The sequence below is a fragment of the Paenibacillus sp. LT-B23 genome, from assembly GCF_059417685.1.
In genome coordinates, this window is record NZ_JBSQBM010000001.1 from 530,428 (window position 1) to 546,332 (window position 15,905).

The 15,905-nt window shown below is 45.5% G+C and carries 17 protein-coding genes and 1 riboswitch; of the genes, 16 read left to right on the forward strand and 1 reads right to left on the reverse strand.

Going from position 1 to position 15,905, the window contains the following annotated elements:
* Nucleotides 1–7 precede the first annotated feature (7 nt).
* From ACWXW9_RS02320 to ACWXW9_RS02385, 14 genes are all read left to right on the forward strand, one after another.
* Entirely contained in the window at nucleotides 8–1,273 is a 1,266-nt protein-coding gene (locus ACWXW9_RS02320) for an MFS transporter (RefSeq protein ID WP_494928090.1), read from the forward strand.
* 193 nt (nucleotides 1,274–1,466) lie between these two features.
* On the forward strand, nucleotides 1,467–2,570 hold the full coding sequence (locus tag ACWXW9_RS02325) for a DNA alkylation repair protein (protein ID WP_494928091.1): 1,104 nt from the start codon (nucleotides 1,467–1,469) through the stop codon (nucleotides 2,568–2,570).
* 178 nt (nucleotides 2,571–2,748) lie between these two features.
* On the forward strand, nucleotides 2,749–4,338 hold the full coding sequence (locus ACWXW9_RS02330; RefSeq protein ID WP_494928092.1) for an acetate--CoA ligase: 1,590 nt from the start codon (nucleotides 2,749–2,751) through the stop codon (nucleotides 4,336–4,338).
* Between the two features lie 46 nt (nucleotides 4,339–4,384).
* Nucleotides 4,385–5,617, forward strand: a complete 1,233-nt coding sequence (locus tag ACWXW9_RS02335) for an aminopeptidase (protein WP_494928093.1) — start codon at nucleotides 4,385–4,387, stop codon at nucleotides 5,615–5,617.
* A 224-nt stretch (nucleotides 5,618–5,841) separates the two neighbouring features.
* Nucleotides 5,842–6,429, forward strand: coding sequence for a TetR/AcrR family transcriptional regulator (locus tag ACWXW9_RS02340; RefSeq protein ID WP_149096364.1), 588 nt, complete (start codon nucleotides 5,842–5,844; stop codon nucleotides 6,427–6,429).
* A gap of 45 nt (nucleotides 6,430–6,474) precedes the next feature.
* Nucleotides 6,475–7,101: an HXXEE domain-containing protein gene (locus ACWXW9_RS02345; RefSeq protein ID WP_494928162.1), complete on the forward strand. Its 627-nt coding sequence runs from the start codon at nucleotides 6,475–6,477 to the stop codon at nucleotides 7,099–7,101.
* Between the two features lie 120 nt (nucleotides 7,102–7,221).
* The gene (locus ACWXW9_RS02350) at nucleotides 7,222–8,004 is read left to right on the forward strand and encodes a DUF4309 domain-containing protein (RefSeq protein ID WP_494928094.1); all 783 of its coding nucleotides are present in this window, start codon (nucleotides 7,222–7,224) and stop codon (nucleotides 8,002–8,004) included.
* 162 nt (nucleotides 8,005–8,166) lie between these two features.
* A complete protein-coding gene (locus ACWXW9_RS02355) occupies nucleotides 8,167–8,694 on the forward strand; it encodes a TetR/AcrR family transcriptional regulator (protein ID WP_134914031.1) in 528 nt (175 codons plus the stop codon).
* 108 nt (nucleotides 8,695–8,802) lie between these two features.
* Entirely contained in the window at nucleotides 8,803–9,759 is a 957-nt protein-coding gene (locus ACWXW9_RS02360) for an SDR family NAD(P)-dependent oxidoreductase (RefSeq protein ID WP_494928095.1), read from the forward strand.
* Between the two features lie 242 nt (nucleotides 9,760–10,001).
* Nucleotides 10,002–10,589, forward strand: a complete 588-nt coding sequence (locus ACWXW9_RS02365; RefSeq protein ID WP_494928096.1) for a sulfurtransferase TusA family protein — start codon at nucleotides 10,002–10,004, stop codon at nucleotides 10,587–10,589.
* Nucleotides 10,586–11,734: an MBL fold metallo-hydrolase gene (locus tag ACWXW9_RS02370; RefSeq protein ID WP_494928097.1), complete on the forward strand. Its 1,149-nt coding sequence runs from the start codon at nucleotides 10,586–10,588 to the stop codon at nucleotides 11,732–11,734. The genes ACWXW9_RS02365 and ACWXW9_RS02370 overlap by 4 nt, the downstream gene beginning before the upstream one ends.
* Before the next feature lie 12 nt (nucleotides 11,735–11,746).
* The gene (locus ACWXW9_RS02375) at nucleotides 11,747–12,541 is read left to right on the forward strand and encodes a sulfite exporter TauE/SafE family protein (RefSeq protein WP_494928163.1); all 795 of its coding nucleotides are present in this window, start codon (nucleotides 11,747–11,749) and stop codon (nucleotides 12,539–12,541) included.
* Nucleotides 12,542–12,575: 34 nt separating this feature from the next.
* Nucleotides 12,576–13,064, forward strand: coding sequence for a DsrE/DsrF/DrsH-like family protein (locus tag ACWXW9_RS02380; RefSeq protein WP_494928098.1), 489 nt, complete (start codon nucleotides 12,576–12,578; stop codon nucleotides 13,062–13,064).
* A 76-nt stretch (nucleotides 13,065–13,140) separates the two neighbouring features.
* On the forward strand, nucleotides 13,141–13,407 hold the full coding sequence (locus ACWXW9_RS02385) for a metal-sensitive transcriptional regulator (protein ID WP_044645886.1): 267 nt from the start codon (nucleotides 13,141–13,143) through the stop codon (nucleotides 13,405–13,407).
* Nucleotides 13,408–13,593: 186 nt separating this feature from the next.
* On the opposite strand, the gene ACWXW9_RS02390 is transcribed toward ACWXW9_RS02385, so the two are convergent.
* Nucleotides 13,594–13,941, reverse strand: a complete 348-nt coding sequence (locus tag ACWXW9_RS02390; protein WP_494928099.1) for a hypothetical protein — start codon at nucleotides 13,939–13,941, stop codon at nucleotides 13,594–13,596.
* Nucleotides 13,942–14,015: 74 nt separating this feature from the next.
* Nucleotides 14,016–14,125, forward strand: a riboswitch (TPP riboswitch).
* A gap of 53 nt (nucleotides 14,126–14,178) precedes the next feature.
* Here ACWXW9_RS02390 and thiM point away from each other — a divergent pair.
* Nucleotides 14,179–14,997, forward strand: coding sequence for a hydroxyethylthiazole kinase (thiM, locus tag ACWXW9_RS02395; RefSeq protein WP_494928100.1), 819 nt, complete (start codon nucleotides 14,179–14,181; stop codon nucleotides 14,995–14,997).
* A gap of 100 nt (nucleotides 14,998–15,097) precedes the next feature.
* Nucleotides 15,098–15,787 (forward strand): YetF domain-containing protein, encoded by a 690-nt coding sequence (locus ACWXW9_RS02400; RefSeq protein ID WP_494928101.1) that lies wholly within the window; start codon nucleotides 15,098–15,100, stop codon nucleotides 15,785–15,787.
* Nucleotides 15,788–15,905: the final 118 nt, after the last annotated feature.

Below are 15,905 nucleotides of genomic sequence, written 5' to 3' on the forward strand. Positions count from 1 at the left end.
TGAAGATGTGAATCAATTGTTTAAGGATCATCGTTTTATCCGTTTCTTTGCTTCCCGTACTTCTGCCAACATCGCGGACAGCATTTATTCTATCGTCCTGCTGTATTTTGTACAGCAATCGACACAGTCGGTGGCGATGACCAGCTTCACGTATACGGCCGTATCTGCGGCGTCGATTTTCAGCTTTCTCGTGGGTCCTTTGGTGGATCGCTATTCACCGCCTTTGTTGGCCAGTATCGCCTTGTTTACGCAGGCTGTGCTCATTTTGGCTGTCCCGTTTCTCATTCAGGACGGGATGGTTAATCTGGTCGCTATCCTTGTTATTGTTTTTATTGCATCTTGCTTCTCTACACTGTTTTATCCGGCCAACAGTAAAATGCTGCCACAACTGGTAGGATCGCCGGATTTGATTGTCCGGGCGAATTCCATGATTTCGTCAACGGATCAGGTGATTAACATTGCCGGGTATCTGGCTGGAGCCTCGCTCATTATCGCCATGGGGATGAGAAACACGTTTTTTCTAGCCAGCGCAATGCTGTTTCTGGCAGGCTTTGTGTATATCAGGCTCAGCAAACAAATCGACGCTCCTGCGATAGAGGACACGAATGGTAAAGGTTCACTGAAGCTGGGATACTATCTGAGGGAGCTGAAAGAAGGATATCTTTTTGTAAAACGGCACACTTTCCTGAGAATTATGCTTCCATTCTTTGCCCTGACCAACTTTTCGATGGCGATCTTGGTGATTGCCATGCCTTCCATTGCGGTATCCTATGGTTCACCGATCTATTACAGCTTACTGTATGTGGCCTATTTTATCGGTATTTTTGTCGGTTCCTTTCTGGTCAGTGTATTGAAAAAGAACGGCATCACCATTGCGGTCTCCTGGGTAGCCATGGGGCTGGCGATCTACGTGTTTTCCCTTGTGCCGGAGATGTGGATGAAGCTGCTGGCCGCCCTGTTGCTAGGTATATTTACAGGCATCATCAATGTACTGCAAACGTCCTTGATTCAAATTATTACCCCGCTACCGTTAATGGGACGGGTTACATCCTTTCTAAACACCCTGTCGAGCGCAGCTCTGCCATTAGGAGCCTTGATTGGTGGTGCGTTAACTTTACGTTTTGCTCTGAGCGAGGTGCTGTTTTTCAGCGGACTGATTACCGCATTGTGCGGCTTGATTATGTTTCTGGTCAAGGATATTCGTCAGTTTGAGATTCCTTCAGAGGAAATTGGAAGAGTAAGCCCAACTCCCGTTACTGAGGACATAAGCTAGAGCTTGATCCAAATTCATAAGCCACGCATGCAAAATGTCAGGTCCTCATCACAGGGCCTGGCATTTTTAGTATTTCTAGCTCTGGAACGTAGGAGCTGATCGTTTTAGTGCTGGTGTTGGAGCGCTGTTTATGGTTATCATAGACGAAGGTATGAATCTATCGTTTACATTCGGATACAAAAGGAGATACAAGATGGCTGAACCTTTAAAAAATATATACACAGAGGATTTTCTTCGCCTTTTCGGTGAAAGAGTACAAACGGCGTATAGCTCGTTTGATACCCAGAGATTTATCCATCAAGTCATGGACGAATCGTGGAATGAGCTAGAGCTAAAAGCCCGGATGCGGCGGATTTCACTAACATTGGGGACGTTCTTGCCAAGTCGTTATGAAGAAGCCCTGGCTGTCCTTTTTGCTATAGACGAGCATTGCAGCGGTTTCCCGTACTTATTCTTTCCAGATTTTGTGGAGGTGTATGGGCAGGGGGAGGAGCATTGGACGCTTTCCATGGAAGCGCTGGAGCGTTTCACACAGAAGTCATCTGCGGAGTTTGCCGTCAGACCCTTCCTGCTGCGCGAACCGGAACGGATGATGCGCCAGATGACGATCTGGGCGGGGCATCCGAGCGAGCACGTCCGCCGTCTTGCCAGCGAAGGCTGTCGTCCACGACTGCCGTGGGGGCAGGCGTTGCCCATATTTAAGCGCGATCCCGCTCCGGTATTTGCCGTGCTGGAGCTGTTGAAAGCCGATCCCTCACTGTATGTACGTAAAAGTGTAGCCAACAACCTGAACGACATCGCCAAGGACCATCCCGAAGCAGTCATTGCAACAGCTCAACGATGGAAAGGTACGCATCCTGACACCGACTGGATCGTACGTCACGGCTGCAGAACCCTGATTCGCAAGTCCAGCCCCGAGGTGATGGCACTGTTCGGCTATGCCGAAGAAACGAATGGGTCCCCGTTAGTCACGGAAGCGTCCTTTAATGCCGATCCGGCTGTGTTAAAGCTCGGTGATAGCTGTGAGCTAAGCTATGCGCTTCAACTTCGGGAAGGTGACCCGGTGCGAGTTCGCATCGAATACGGCATCGACTTTGTGAAGGCAAGAGGACAAGTCTCGCGTAAATTATTTTTGCTTTCCGACAAAAACGTACCCGGAGGAACCCGTCTTACAGGTACGCGAACACACCGTTTCGCAGACCTGACGACCCGCCGCCATTATACAGGTGCACACCGTATTACACTGCTTGTGAACGGACAGGAAGCTGCATCTACGGAAGTGGAACTCCAGTTTTAAAAGCTTTATAGCAGCAGAGAGAAAGAGTCTGAAACCTGGCTCTTTCTTTTTGTCGTTCGCTTCTACGGACTTTATTTTTTTCAAAAAAATGAGTCTGGTATTAGAACCTGGTACTAAGACGTGTTATAATAAGATTAGATCGTGGCTCTCATCTTATGTATAAAGGGGAATGTACAATTTGACAAATCAACAGCAATGGCTTGCGCCTGAATATTACAATATGACTTCGGAAATGGAGCACCATGACGCTAGCAAAACAGCACTCAAGTGGTTAAGCAAAACAGGAGACTACGAGGAAATCACCTATGGGGAGCTGCTGAAAAAAGCTAATCGACTGGCTGGAGGACTCGCAGGACTGGGATTTAACAAAGGAGACAGGGTTCTGGTCGTAGTACCACGTCGCATTATTGCGTATGTGATTTACCTAGCATGCTTAAAGCTGGGACTTGCCGTTATTCCTTCTTCCGAAATGCTTCGGGCCAAGGATATTGCCTATCGACTTCGCCATTCGGAAGCGCGCGGAGTGATTGCCTGGACCGGAGTAACAGGTGAAGTGGACAAAGTAGACGGGGATTTGCCTTCTCTGGATTACCGTATCTCGGTTTCCAGCGACGACACCGTAGCTGAACCCGGCTGGCTGGAGCTGAATGAGCTGATGGTTGGACAGGAAGATACATTTGAAGCTGTGAAAACGCACCGGGATGACATGGCAATTCTGGCCTATACCTCCGGTACCACGGGAAATCCTAAAGGTGTCGTACATAGCCACGGCTGGGGATTTGCCCATCTTCGGATTACATCCCCTTGGCTGGATATCCAGGCCTCGGATACGGTATGGGCTACAGCTGCGCCAGGATGGCAAAAATGGATTTGGAGTCCGTTTCTATCCGTATTGGGAAATGGAGCCACCGGATTCGTATATAATGGTTCTTTTCGTCCGGGTCGCTATTTGCAGTTCTTACAGCAATACCGGATTCAAGTGTTATGCTGTACCCCAACGGAATACCGGATTATGGCGAAGACGGATGGTCTGGATCAATATGATCTGTCCCAATTGCGCAGCGCAGTTTCTGCGGGAGAGCCACTTAATCAGGAGGTCATTAACAAGTTTCAGGAGCAGTTCAACATTACGATTCGTGACGGTTACGGCCAGACAGAAAGCACTTTGATTATCGGTAATTTGAAGGACGCGCCATTGCGCACAGGTTCAATGGGGAAATCTATTGCGCCGGGACTGGTTGAGATCGTAGACGAGGACGGTGTTCCACTGGCTCCGGGCCAAGTGGGCGATATTGCAGTTCGTGCTGATCTGCCGGCATTATTCCATACGTATTACCTTGATCCAGAGCGCAAAGCAGTCAATGTTCATGGAGACTATTTTGTTACAGGAGACCGGGCGCGCAAGGACAAAGATGGATATTTCTGGTTTGAAGGACGCGGTGACGATATCATTATCAGCTCCGGTTATACCATCGGTCCCTTTGAAGTGGAAGAAGCGCTCATGAAGCATGACTCTGTACAGGAGTGTGCTGCCGTAGCCAGTCCTGACGAAATCCGGGGACATATCGTAAAAGCCTACGTTGTGCTTAAATCCGGAGTAGAAGGATCACCGGAGTTAGTGAAGGAACTGCAACATCATGTGAAAGCATCGACAGCGCCTTACAAATATCCACGAAAAATAGAGTTTATTCAAGAGCTTCCTAAAACCAGCTCGGGTAAAATACGAAGAGTGGAGCTGCGTGAATTGGAGAAGCAGTCTGTACTGTAATTGTAGATTGTAAATATCATGAAATTCGGAACAGGAGCGTGGAAAAATGAGTTCATTTGAAGCATTGCTGGAGCAATATGCAGAACTGGTCGTAAGAGTAGGTGTCAACATCCAGCCCGGACAGGTATTTTTGGTCACTGCACCACTGGAAACCGTCAAATTTACGCGCCTGATCGTTAACAAGGCCTATGAAGCAGGAGCCAAATATGTGCAGGTGGAGTTCGAGGACGATCAGATTACGCGTAGCCGTTTTGAACATGGTGACGAAGCGAGCTTTGATTACTACCCGGCCTGGAAAGCAGAAATGCTGGAAAAATTCGCCGAGGAGGGTGGAGCCACGCTAACCATTAAGGTGCCAAATCCGGACCTGTATCAAGGCATTGATCCGCAAAAGGTATCGTGTGCAATGAAGGCGGCAGTAACGGCGAGAGAGGGCTTTTCCCAATACACCCGAAATCATAAAATCAGCTGGTGTCTGATCAAAGCACCGACGAAGGCTTGGGCCGATAAAGTGTTTGCCGATGTGGCGGAAGAGGACCGAATTCGTGTCATGTGGGAAACTATTTTCCAGATGAATCGTGTAGATGGCTCCGATCCCGTCCTGAATTGGCAGAAACATCTGAAAAACCTCGAACAGCTGCAAAACAAGCTGAATCATAAAAAGTATAAAAGCCTGCACTACCGTGCACCCGGAACAGATTTGAAAATCGAACTGGCCGACGGACATATTTGGCGCAGCGGTGGTGGTGAAAACGAGCGTGGAGACTACTTTGTGGCAAATATGCCGACAGAAGAAGTGTTCACGATGCCTAAGCGTACAGGTGTGAATGGTCATGTCACAAGTACCATGCCACTCAATTTGAATGGGCAACTGGTGGATCGCATAACGTTTACCTTTAAGGACGGTAAAGTCACTGAATATACAGCAGAATCCGGCGAGCAGAATCTGACTCATTTGCTCGCTACGGATGAAGGGGCCAGCTATTTGGGTGAAGTCGCGCTGGTGCCGCACGATTCGCCGATTTCCAATCTCAATCGCATCTTTTACAATACAGGGATTGATGAAAATGCCTCCTGTCACTTGGCGCTCGGCAGTGCGTATCCGTTTAACCTCGAAAAAGGAACACAAATGAACCGGGAAGAGCTGCTCCAGAACGGTGCCAATGTCAGCCTGACCCATGTTGACTTTATGATCGGCTCCGCTGAGCTGGATATTGACGGCGAGCTGCAGGACGGAAGTTCAGAGGCTGTGTTCCGCAAAGGAAATTGGGCGATTTAATCCTTTTCTCAATCTCAAATTACAAAAACCCGCAAGCGATCTTATTCGTTTGCGGGTTTTTGTATATCCTAAATATCAATATCAAACTGCACTTGTATTACGAAATACAAAGTGCTAAACTGAGTTCAAACATAAATTTAAACAGTGTTTTAAATTTTGTTTAACTTATAGAATTCCGGTCTGTTCAATCCGCTCTGATTGGACCAGGTAAGAGGAGGAGAAGTATGAACCACGTAGATAAAAAACAGCAAACCAAAGAAAAAATATTACACGCTGCGCTTGAATTCATTAAAAAGGAAGGTTTCGAGGCGGTTACAATCAGGAAAATTGCCGACCTGTCGACCACTAATATTTCTCTAGTTAATTATTATTTTGGCTCTAAGGAAAATCTGCTCAGTGAAGCCATTGAAGTGATATTAAGTGGCTTTCAGCACACTTTTTCTATTTTGGACGATACAGCGATCCCACCCCAAGATCGACTGAAACAATTTTTGTTTGATTATTTACAAGTCATTCGGCAATACCCGGAGCTTCTCTCACGAGTCATTGTCATGGGCAGCACGCCCTTCACATCCCAACAGGAATATGGAAGGTTTTTAAACATGATGGGATTCCCCAAAGTGCAAAGTACGATCAAGGAGCTGACAGGTGAGCAACAGCCAGAACGATTGCTAGCGATGATGCTGCAAATATTTGGGGCTATTTTTCTTCCCGCATTGATGAGCCCGATTCTTGAATCCGGAGCGGCTGTGGAAATGCCTTCAATCGAGGAACAATTAAATCTGTTATTTGAAAGATATTTTGATAAATAAGGATTTTGCAAAATCCTGAAATAATAAATGACTGGAGTGAATACTATGAATTTTCTGAGAAAATACTGGCAGGACGCAGGGGCTATCATTGGTGTGATCGTATGTATTGGTTTACTTATGAACAGGGCCATCTTTTCGGATATAACGGGAATTTTATGGTTAAGCTTTGTAGCCATCCTTTTTCATCAATTTGAGGAGTATCGCTGGCCTGGATATTTTGCCGGTTTGTTTAACAACGTCATGTTTAAAAGTGAAACCCCGGATCGCTACCCCTTAAACACCCAATCAGCCATGATTATTAATGTGGTGATTGCCTATGTGTTTTATTTACTTCCGATATTATTTCCACGCGTGATATGGCTTGGACTCGCACCTGTTTTTATGGGCTTCTTCCAGGTAGTCTGGCATGGCATTGTTGTGAATATAAAAGCAAAAACCTTATATAATCCGGGCTTGTTTACAGCAGTCTTCCTCCATGTTCCGGTCGGAATCTGGTACATTCACGATATTGTCAAGTACAATGCACCGACCCTAACAGACTGGATCTGGGGGACAATCTACTTTGCTTTTGCTGTATATATCTTCATCATAAAAGGGAATATGTGGTTGAAAAATAGCAATTCTCCCTATCCTTTTTCTCAACAACAGTTAGGATCGTACTATCGTAAATAGTGTATGTTGGATGATCTTCAATGTCCTTGTTTACAAGTTGGAAACAAGTAGAGGTATTCTGGAAATGTGGTTCGGTTACATTTGGTTTGTACCTCATTGAAACAAGGAAAGAGTGATCTCATGATAAAACATTCACATCAACCACAAGAAGCAAAAAAGCTGCCCTATAAGCTAATAACGGCTACCGCTTTGATGGCTATAAGTTTCGCTGTCATCACCGGATGCGGCAATAGCGGAGATGCAAAATCAACTGCTCCAATTACGGAAGGCGCGGTTGCACCATCTACCGATTCTGCGGTTCAGCAAACGGACGATAATAGTAAGAGTGCAGATGCGAACAAGCAAGGTTCGGACACAGACCAGCAAAGTCCAAGTGCGGCAGATTCCAAAGATACCGAAAAGGTATCTGAGCAAGGCTCAACCTCGGCCCATCAGTCACCTGCCAGCAGTGCAGCGCCATCTAATCACACACACAGTTTCCCAGCAACCATACACAGCGCCGCCAAGCAGGGGACGCTTCCGAATTTGCCCAAAGGTCTTGGTTTGGGAACGGGCAGCGATCTTTTGTTCGAGCTGTGGGGAAAATCCGAGTCAGGCTCTACCGGTCATCTGCGGAGCTACGCCAAGCATCATACGGATATCGTACTGGATGGAAGCGATAAAGTTACAGAGATTTCATCATCCGATCCATCTTATAAAAAGCTGGTTATCAACCAAGTCATTAAGGAACTGGGTAAGCCGACCGAAAGGAACGACACCTCCAAAGACGTACCGGATACAGCAGAAGTCAGTTATACCATCAAAAATGCTTCCGGGCTTGACCAGTATTTAGTATTTTCCTATCAGACAAAAACACAAAAGGTCAACTATGTCAGATTGTATTTTAACTCCATGACTCCATAATCTGAGACACAATAAAAGAGTCGCTTCCGAAACCATCACGGAGGCGACTTATTTTTTTCTGAGCGATTACTATTGCATTTTCGTGCAGTGTCGTTTATATTGAATTTAGTAATTGATCAATCACTAATCTGAATCTGTGTTGAACAAAAGGATGGAGATTTCATGACCAAAGCTACGTCAACATCAATAAATCGTCAAAAGGAAATCATATCCGCCGCCATTGAAGTGTTTGCGGAGATGGGCTACTACCGTGCGACCACAGCCAAAGTGGCTGAACGGGCCAACATTTCTCAGCCATATGTTTTCCGTTTTTTCGCTACCAAGGAAGCCTTGCTGATTGAAGCGCTGAAGGTTTCATTTGCACGCATCATAGACTCTTTTCACCGAGTTATTCATTCGGTTTCGTCTGAACGGCTAGAGCAGGAGCTTATTGCAGCTTATTCGCAAATTATGATGGAATACCGCAATGAGATCCTTTTGCAAATGCAGGCGCAGACGATTCACGAGGACGTGGTTGTGAACGTGATGCAGCAGGGATTACGTGAAATTCATGCGACGGTATATGATGCTTTTCGCCAGGCAGGGATTGATCAGGCATTGGAAAGAACGATGCTTTTTCTGGCCAGAGGCATGCTTTGTAATATCTCAATGTCGCTGGATCTGCCGGAGCTGATGAAAATAAACGATTAACCTCGTTTATTTTCACGATATGTAATTGATCAATCACTAACTGTTATTTCATCACACTTTGTTATTGATTAGTCACTAAATAATTATTCTATTTAAGGAGTGTTCACAATGAAAAAAGCAATCGTATTAGGTGCAACCGGAGGAACTGGTTCGGCAATTCTACATGAACTTCTCAATAGAGGCATTGAAACCATCGCCTTTGGCCGTTCTTCAGATAAGCTCCAGCAATTACAAGCGTCATTGGGTCAGCCAAAGCATCTGTCAGTTTATAAAGGCGATGTATTCGATGCGAATCAGGTTAGTGACGCGGTTAAGGATGCAGATGTCATTTTCCAATGTGCGGCTGTTCCATATCACGAAATGGAGACACGCCAGCTTCCTTTGGGGGAATCCGTCATGGAGGCGGCCCATAGATTAGGCAAGAAAATAGTCATCATTGACGGAATTTATCCGTACGGCAAGGCATTGACCCCATTGGTGAATGAGGAACATCCCAAAAAACCACATACCCGCAAGGGAAAAGTCAAGCTGGAATTTGAAAAGCTTATATTCAGTTCCCGCTGGGATCATGCACGGCCTATGATTGCAAGATTGCCTGATTATTACGGACCTACCGCCAACAAATCCTCTTATTTAGGATTAACTATGGAGGCCGTGGCTGCTGGAAAACCGGCTATTTTCATAGGAGGCTTGAATGTCCCACGCGAATATGTGTATCTGCCCGATGCGGCAGTGATGATCGTGGAATTAGCCAGCCGGGAAGAAGCATACGGTCAAAATTGGAACATACCAGGAGCGGGTGTGATTTCCGGCAAAAAGCTTGTGCATATTGCACAAAAAGCAAGTGGTAAAACTAAACCTGTCTTTCCACTGCGAAAAACCGCACTCTGTCTAATCGGATTATTTGATCCGGTGATTCGTGAAATCGTAGAGATGCTATATCTGACTCAAACACCTGTTGTGCTGGATGGTAGCAAATACGAGCGTGTTGTAGGCCCTATACCCAAGACATCTTTTGAAACAGGTATAACGGATACAATACTGGCTTTGAAGAAACGTCAATAAAATCTATGATGGGGCTTCATCAGAAAATATACTTCCAAGCAATGAAAGTCGCGTTCTATGCGGCTTTTTTCTTTTTTTACTTTGACTATATCAGGTATACTCGTTCGTGCGCCTGTGAACACAAACAACCAAATAGGTTGACAAGGAGAGTATGCTTCGTTATTCTAATACCCATAGGGGTATATGTATAATGAAAATTTTAGATTACATTCCCCTCAAAAAAATAAGCGGAGGTATGTACAATGTCATCAACTAACATCCAAGCAGATCAAATTCTGAATTGCAAAGGACTTGCTTGCCCCATGCCCATTGTCAAAACGAAAAAAGCCATGAATGAGCTCAATGCCGGGCAGGTTATTGAAATTCAAGCCACGGACAAAGGCTCATTAGCCGATTTACAGAGCTGGGCCCAAAACACCGGACATCAATATTTAGGCACTCTTCAATCGGGAGATGTGATGCAGCATTATTTACGTAAATCTAATCCCGATGAAGTGAAGGAAGAACAAAGCTTTCCATGGACGATAAGCCATGAAGAATTACAGACGAAACTGTCCGCAAACGAGAAAATAATGTTGCTCGATGTCCGTGAGCCCGCAGAATTTGCTTTCAAACGCATCCCCGGCTCAAAATCTATTCCTCTCGGAGATCTGGAAAGCAGACTCGGTGAGCTAAATTTAGATGAAGAAATCGTAGTGATTTGCCGTACCGGAATCCGTAGTGACCTGGCCTGCCAGCAATTAGCAGCCAAAGGCGCCCAAAACGTCAAAAATGTGCTTTTAGGCATATCCGCCTGGACAGGTGCGACTGAAGGGAGCGAATCCATATGAATACCACAACAGAAATCAACACCATGACAGCGCAGGAATTGACCAAAATCATTTTGAATCAAGAACGTCTCTTTATTGTAGATGTCCGCAACGAGAGTGATTTTAACAATTGGAAGGTGGAAGGCGAACAGATTGAGATTATCAACCTTCCGTATTTTGATTTGCTGGATGGCGTTGACCATGTACTGGAGCAAATTCCGGAGAATAAACCAGTGCTAGTCATCTGCGCCAAGGAAGGGTCTTCTATATTTGTCGCGGAACAACTGGTTGAAGCCAGGCGCAGCCAACTATTTTACCTTCAAGGAGGAATGAAAAGCTGGAGTGAATATCTGGAGCCCGTCAAAGTCGCTGAACTACAGAATGGCGGTGAACTGTATCAATTCGTTCGAATCGGCAAAGGCTGTCTTTCCTACATGATCATTTCTGACGGAGAAGCGGCTGTCGTGGATACACTGCGGATGACGGATATTTACGAACAATTTGCCCGCGAAAAAGGAGCCCTAATCACACATACGATAGACACTCATCTACATGCAGATCATATTTCGGGAGGCAAAAAGCTGGCGGAGAGCGTAGGGGCAACCTATTGGCTGCCATCCAAAGACGCTGAAGAGCTGACCTTTGATTATGCCAAGCTGGAAGATGGTCATGCCATTACGGTTGGTAACACAACGATTAACATCCAGCCGATTTACTCTCCTGGTCACACCATCGGCAGCACATCCCTCATTGTGGATCAGCAATATCTGCTGACCGGAGACATTTTGTTCATTCAATCCATTGGCCGTCCAGATTTGGCGGGGAAAGCGGATGATTGGGTTGGCGACCTGCACACCACACTTTATACCCGTTACAAGGATTTGCCGGAAGATTTGATCGTACTTCCTGCGCATTTTGGCAGCATCACGGAGCTGGGTGAAGACGGTAACGTTCACGCACGATTAGCAGAGCTTTACCAGACGAATCCGGGTTTAAACCTGCAAAGTGAGACTGAATTCAGAAATAGAGTAACTGTTAACTTACCAGAACACCCTAACGCCTATCAAGAAATTCGGCAGATCAACATGGGAAAAATAACACCTACGGAAGAAGAACAGCGAGACATGGAAATGGGACCTAACCGCTGTGCCGTACATGACAACTAAAGTGGGTGCATGATGGATATTCTCCTGTATGGAGGCATGGTGCTTCTGGGTCTGATCGGATCATTCTTTTCGGGTTTGCTGGGTATCGGCGGAGCCATTATCAATTATCCGTTATTACTTTTTGTCCCGACTGGCTTGGGCATAGCACATTTTTCAGCACAAGAAGTGTCCACGATAAGCATGTTTCAGGTCTTCTTTGCTTCATTAGCGGGAGTATTAGCCTTTCGCAGTAAAAAAGGAGAACCTTCCCTTGTGCATAAGGACCTTGTCTTGTATATGGGCATAAGTATTCTGTTGGGAAGCCTGATCAGCGGATCAGTGTCTCATTTTCTGGACGAACAAGTGATCAATATCATTTATGGCGTGCTGGCGATGATCGCCGTTGTCCTGATGCTTTTACTAAATAAAGGGAAGCCTGAACAATCCACAAGCGAAATTACGTTTAACAAATGGATTGCGGTGAGTTTTGCCTTTTTGGTCGGTATCATATCAGGCGTTGTGGGCGCAGGAGGAGCATTCATTTTAATTCCTATTATGTTAACCGTGCTCAAGATTCCTACCCGTACGACCATCGCATCCTCCCTCGCTATTGTGTTCATTTCCGCCATTGGCGGTGTCATTGGCAAAATATCAACGGGGCATATTCCGGTTATCGTAACTGTTTTTACGGTATTGGGAAGTTTGATCGGCGCACCTCTAGGCTCCAAATGGAACTTGAAAATGAACCCGGTTATTTTGCGATACAGTTTAGTGGTGTTGATCCTTCTTACTGCCATTAAAATTTGGAGTTCCATATTAGGATTTTAAATAACAAAGTTGCAGTGAAAAAGGAGATTACAGGATGAATCTGGAACAGACTCAGCAAAAAACAACTATCGTTTTATTTAGCGGGGAGCTGGATAAGGCTATCGCCGCATTTATTATCGCGAATGGTGCGGCAGCTTACGACTATGAAGTGACCATCTTCTTTACGTTTTGGGGGCTAAACACGCTGCGTAAGGAAGAACTCGTACGCACGAATAAGGGGCTACTCGAAAAAGCCTTTGGCTGGATGATGCCGCGTGGACCCCAAAAGCTTGCATTGTCCAAAATGAATTTTGCAGGACTCGGCCCGCAGATGATCAAGCATGTCATGAAAAAGCATAATGCGCTTTCCCTTCCGCAGCTTATCGAGCTGGCGCAAGAACAGGGGATCAAGCTGGTGGCCTGTACCATGACCATGGATCTACTAGGACTACAACAGGAAGAGCTGATGGACGGTTTGGAATATGCCGGAGTAGCTGCCTATCTGGGGGATGCTTCGCAGGGTAAGGTAAATCTATTCATTTAGGATGTCCTTATTATTTTTTTGGTTTATAATATACCTATACATGTATATGATTAAATCAAAAAGGAGTGTATACCTGATGGATTACAATTATAGTGATGAACTGAAAACACGCCTGAGAAGAATTGAGGGTCAGGTGCGTGGGGTGCTTCGTTTAATGGATGAGGGACAATCCTGTAAGGACGTAGTAAGCCAGTTATCCGCCGTACGCAACGCATCCGATAAAGCGATTGCCCAGATCGTGGCAGAAAATCTGCAACGTTGTATATTGGAAGAACAAGAGGCTGGTGGAGATACAGATAAACTTGTTAAGGAAGCGATCCAGCTTCTCGTAAAAAGTCGTTAAGGAGCTGTAGTCCGACTTGAACCTCAGAATGGGTAGGGCAATATTATTTCCCGAAATTATTGCCCTCAATCCATAAGGGCTGCTGAACATAAGTCCCTAAAACTCGATTAAAATACACTCGATTATGAGAGGTTTCTTTCGTGACCTGAATACCAAAATCCCCATTTCCCTTGGATATGATTTCATTTAAATGAATACTAGATTGCTGAACATCACGTTAATATGGTTAGAAAGCTGATCCAGTTCAATGCCAAAAAAGCGGGTATCCCAAATCTTATTGTACATAATCTCTAATCCATGGTATCGACTGCCTAATGAAATTGGGTGCTCTAAATTACGTGAAACGCGAATCCCTGAATTGATTGAACGAAGGATGATGTTCCTTTCAATGCGGTTGTTGTAAGCGGGCAATGAATAAGAAATACCGGAGAGAGGAGAATCCTTAATGAGATTGCCCCATACTTCGGAATCACCCTGTATTTTTGTAGTATGGTTTTGGAACAATATAGTAGAAGAAACAATAGATGGGTCCAAAAGCAAACCTCCAAACGTTTTTTACATGATCAAAATATCTATTGATTTTTGTATGACGAACCCGTAACATTAGAAAAAAATATAACGGGAGCCTGTGGAAGCAAGCTGAGAGTACGACTAAGCCGTCGTAGACCGTGTGAACCTGTTGGATAATGCCAGCGTAGGGATATAAGTGTATACATATGTATAGGCCAACAGTCTTTCACAGGTTCCTGAAGAAAGAGGGTTGGTTTTTTTATGTTAGATCAAATGGCTTTGTTGCTACAAAATATGCGGGATACGAATCCGCTCGTTCACAATATAACCAATGTGGTCGTCACCAATTTTACGGCAAACGGACTGCTCGCGCTCGGCGCTTCACCAGTAATGGCATACGCCAAAGAGGAAGTCGCAGATATGGCCCGAATTGCGGGGGCGCTTGTACTTAACATTGGTACGTTAAATGAAGAACTTGTAGAGTCCATGATTATGGCTGGTTTATCGGCTAATGAACATGGGGTACCTGTGCTGTTAGATCCCGTGGGCGCGGGAGCGACCCCATTCCGCACAGCCTCCGCTCTCCGGATTCTGGATCGGGTCAAGGTGGATATTGTTCGCGGTAACGCTGCTGAAATTGCACAAATCATTGGCGAAGACATACAAATTAAAGGTGTCGATGCTGGAGAAACAGGCAATTTGAATATTTCACAACTTGCAGTCAAAGCAGCCCATCAACTGAATACGATTGTTGCAATCACCGGCAAAGAAGACGTCATTACCGACGGCCGTATAGGGTGGATCATTGAGAATGGCCATAGCATGCTTACCAAAGTTACGGGAGCTGGTTGCCTATTAACTTCGGTGCTGGGCGCTTTCGCTGCTGTCGAAAACGACAGACTTACTGCTGGCATGGCAGCACTTGCCGTATATGGCGTTGCTGCTGAAATGGCAGCAGAACGAAAAGGTGGGGAAGGACCAGGAAGCTTTCAGATCGAGCTACTTAATATGCTGTTCGCGGTAACGCCGGACGATGTGCTCCAGTACGGTAGGGTGCGCGCATTAGAGCGGATATTCTGAACACAAGAGTATAGAAGGTGAAATGAACCACTGTTTATATAGAAATGGACAGGTGTAATAACCCGTAAGGAGAAATAACTTCTTGCCGGGAGGTGTATGTATGGAGGTATTCGTCACGATTGGTGTCAAATTGATCATCAGCTTTTTTGGTTTGTGGATTATTGCTTTTATTACAGGGCGGAAAACCCTTAGTCAGTTAACACCGCTCGATTTTTTAACGTCATTGGTTTTAAGCGAAATTGTGGGGAATGCACTATACGACGATAAGGTGAGCATTAGGCAGCTTTTGTTTGCTTTGGCACTGTGGTGCGCGCTGTCCTACTTTTTTGAGAAGGCAACGACCCATTTTGTAAGATTTGGATATATGGCGGAGGGCCGGACTGTGCTGCTCATCGATAAAGGCAAGGTTAATCAAGAAATGCTAGAAAAATACGATATTGAGTATACACAGTTACTTTCCATGCTTCGGCAGCAAAATATTTTTTCTCTTCGTGAGGTCAGGTACGCCACGTTGGAAACGAACGGCTCACTATCAGTCATGCGCAAACCCGAATACGAGCCGCCAACCGCTCAGGATATGGGGATAGGTGTGCAGCCTGATTTCTTTTCCGTTACGGTCATTGATAAAGGAAAGCTGCTGAACGAATCCATGAGGGGCAAGAAAATCGATATGGAGCAGATTAAAGCAAAGGTCCGGGAGCAAGGATATGGTGATATCGACGAGATCGCCTATGCGGAGTATAGCGAGGATGGAACACTGTACATTGTTCCGATGGGAGAGAAAACCTAATTAGACCAGGTTGGACCAGACATAAATTATCTTTTAGTATCCGCGCTGAGCGCGGCTTTTTTTATGTATACAAGTCCAGTTCTTGGCTTGGGGCATGAGCTTGTACTATTAGCCTAAA

Bases quoted from the DNA above. Each gene is read 5' to 3' on its own strand.
- ACWXW9_RS02360 (WP_494928095.1), top strand. From the start codon at position 8,803: ATGAAAAAAGCAATCGTATTAGGTGCAACCGGAGGAACTGGTTCGGCA.
- ACWXW9_RS02365 (WP_494928096.1), top strand. From the start codon at position 10,002: ATGTCATCAACTAACATCCAAGCAGATCAAATTCTGAATTGCAAAGGA.
- ACWXW9_RS02340 (WP_149096364.1), top strand. From the start codon at position 5,842: ATGAACCACGTAGATAAAAAACAGCAAACCAAAGAAAAAATATTACAC.
- ACWXW9_RS02385 (WP_044645886.1), top strand. From the start codon at position 13,141: ATGGATTACAATTATAGTGATGAACTGAAAACACGCCTGAGAAGAATT.
- ACWXW9_RS02355 (WP_134914031.1), top strand. From the start codon at position 8,167: ATGACCAAAGCTACGTCAACATCAATAAATCGTCAAAAGGAAATCATA.
- ACWXW9_RS02370 (WP_494928097.1), top strand. From the start codon at position 10,586: ATGAATACCACAACAGAAATCAACACCATGACAGCGCAGGAATTGACC.
- ACWXW9_RS02375 (WP_494928163.1), top strand. From the start codon at position 11,747: ATGGATATTCTCCTGTATGGAGGCATGGTGCTTCTGGGTCTGATCGGA.
- thiM (WP_494928100.1), top strand. From the start codon at position 14,179: ATGTTAGATCAAATGGCTTTGTTGCTACAAAATATGCGGGATACGAAT.
- ACWXW9_RS02400 (WP_494928101.1), top strand. From the start codon at position 15,098: ATGGAGGTATTCGTCACGATTGGTGTCAAATTGATCATCAGCTTTTTT.
- ACWXW9_RS02350 (WP_494928094.1), top strand. From the start codon at position 7,222: ATGATAAAACATTCACATCAACCACAAGAAGCAAAAAAGCTGCCCTAT.
- ACWXW9_RS02345 (WP_494928162.1), top strand. From the start codon at position 6,475: ATGAATTTTCTGAGAAAATACTGGCAGGACGCAGGGGCTATCATTGGT.
- ACWXW9_RS02380 (WP_494928098.1), top strand. From the start codon at position 12,576: ATGAATCTGGAACAGACTCAGCAAAAAACAACTATCGTTTTATTTAGC.
- ACWXW9_RS02335 (WP_494928093.1), top strand. From the start codon at position 4,385: ATGAGTTCATTTGAAGCATTGCTGGAGCAATATGCAGAACTGGTCGTA.
- ACWXW9_RS02325 (WP_494928091.1), top strand. From the start codon at position 1,467: ATGGCTGAACCTTTAAAAAATATATACACAGAGGATTTTCTTCGCCTT.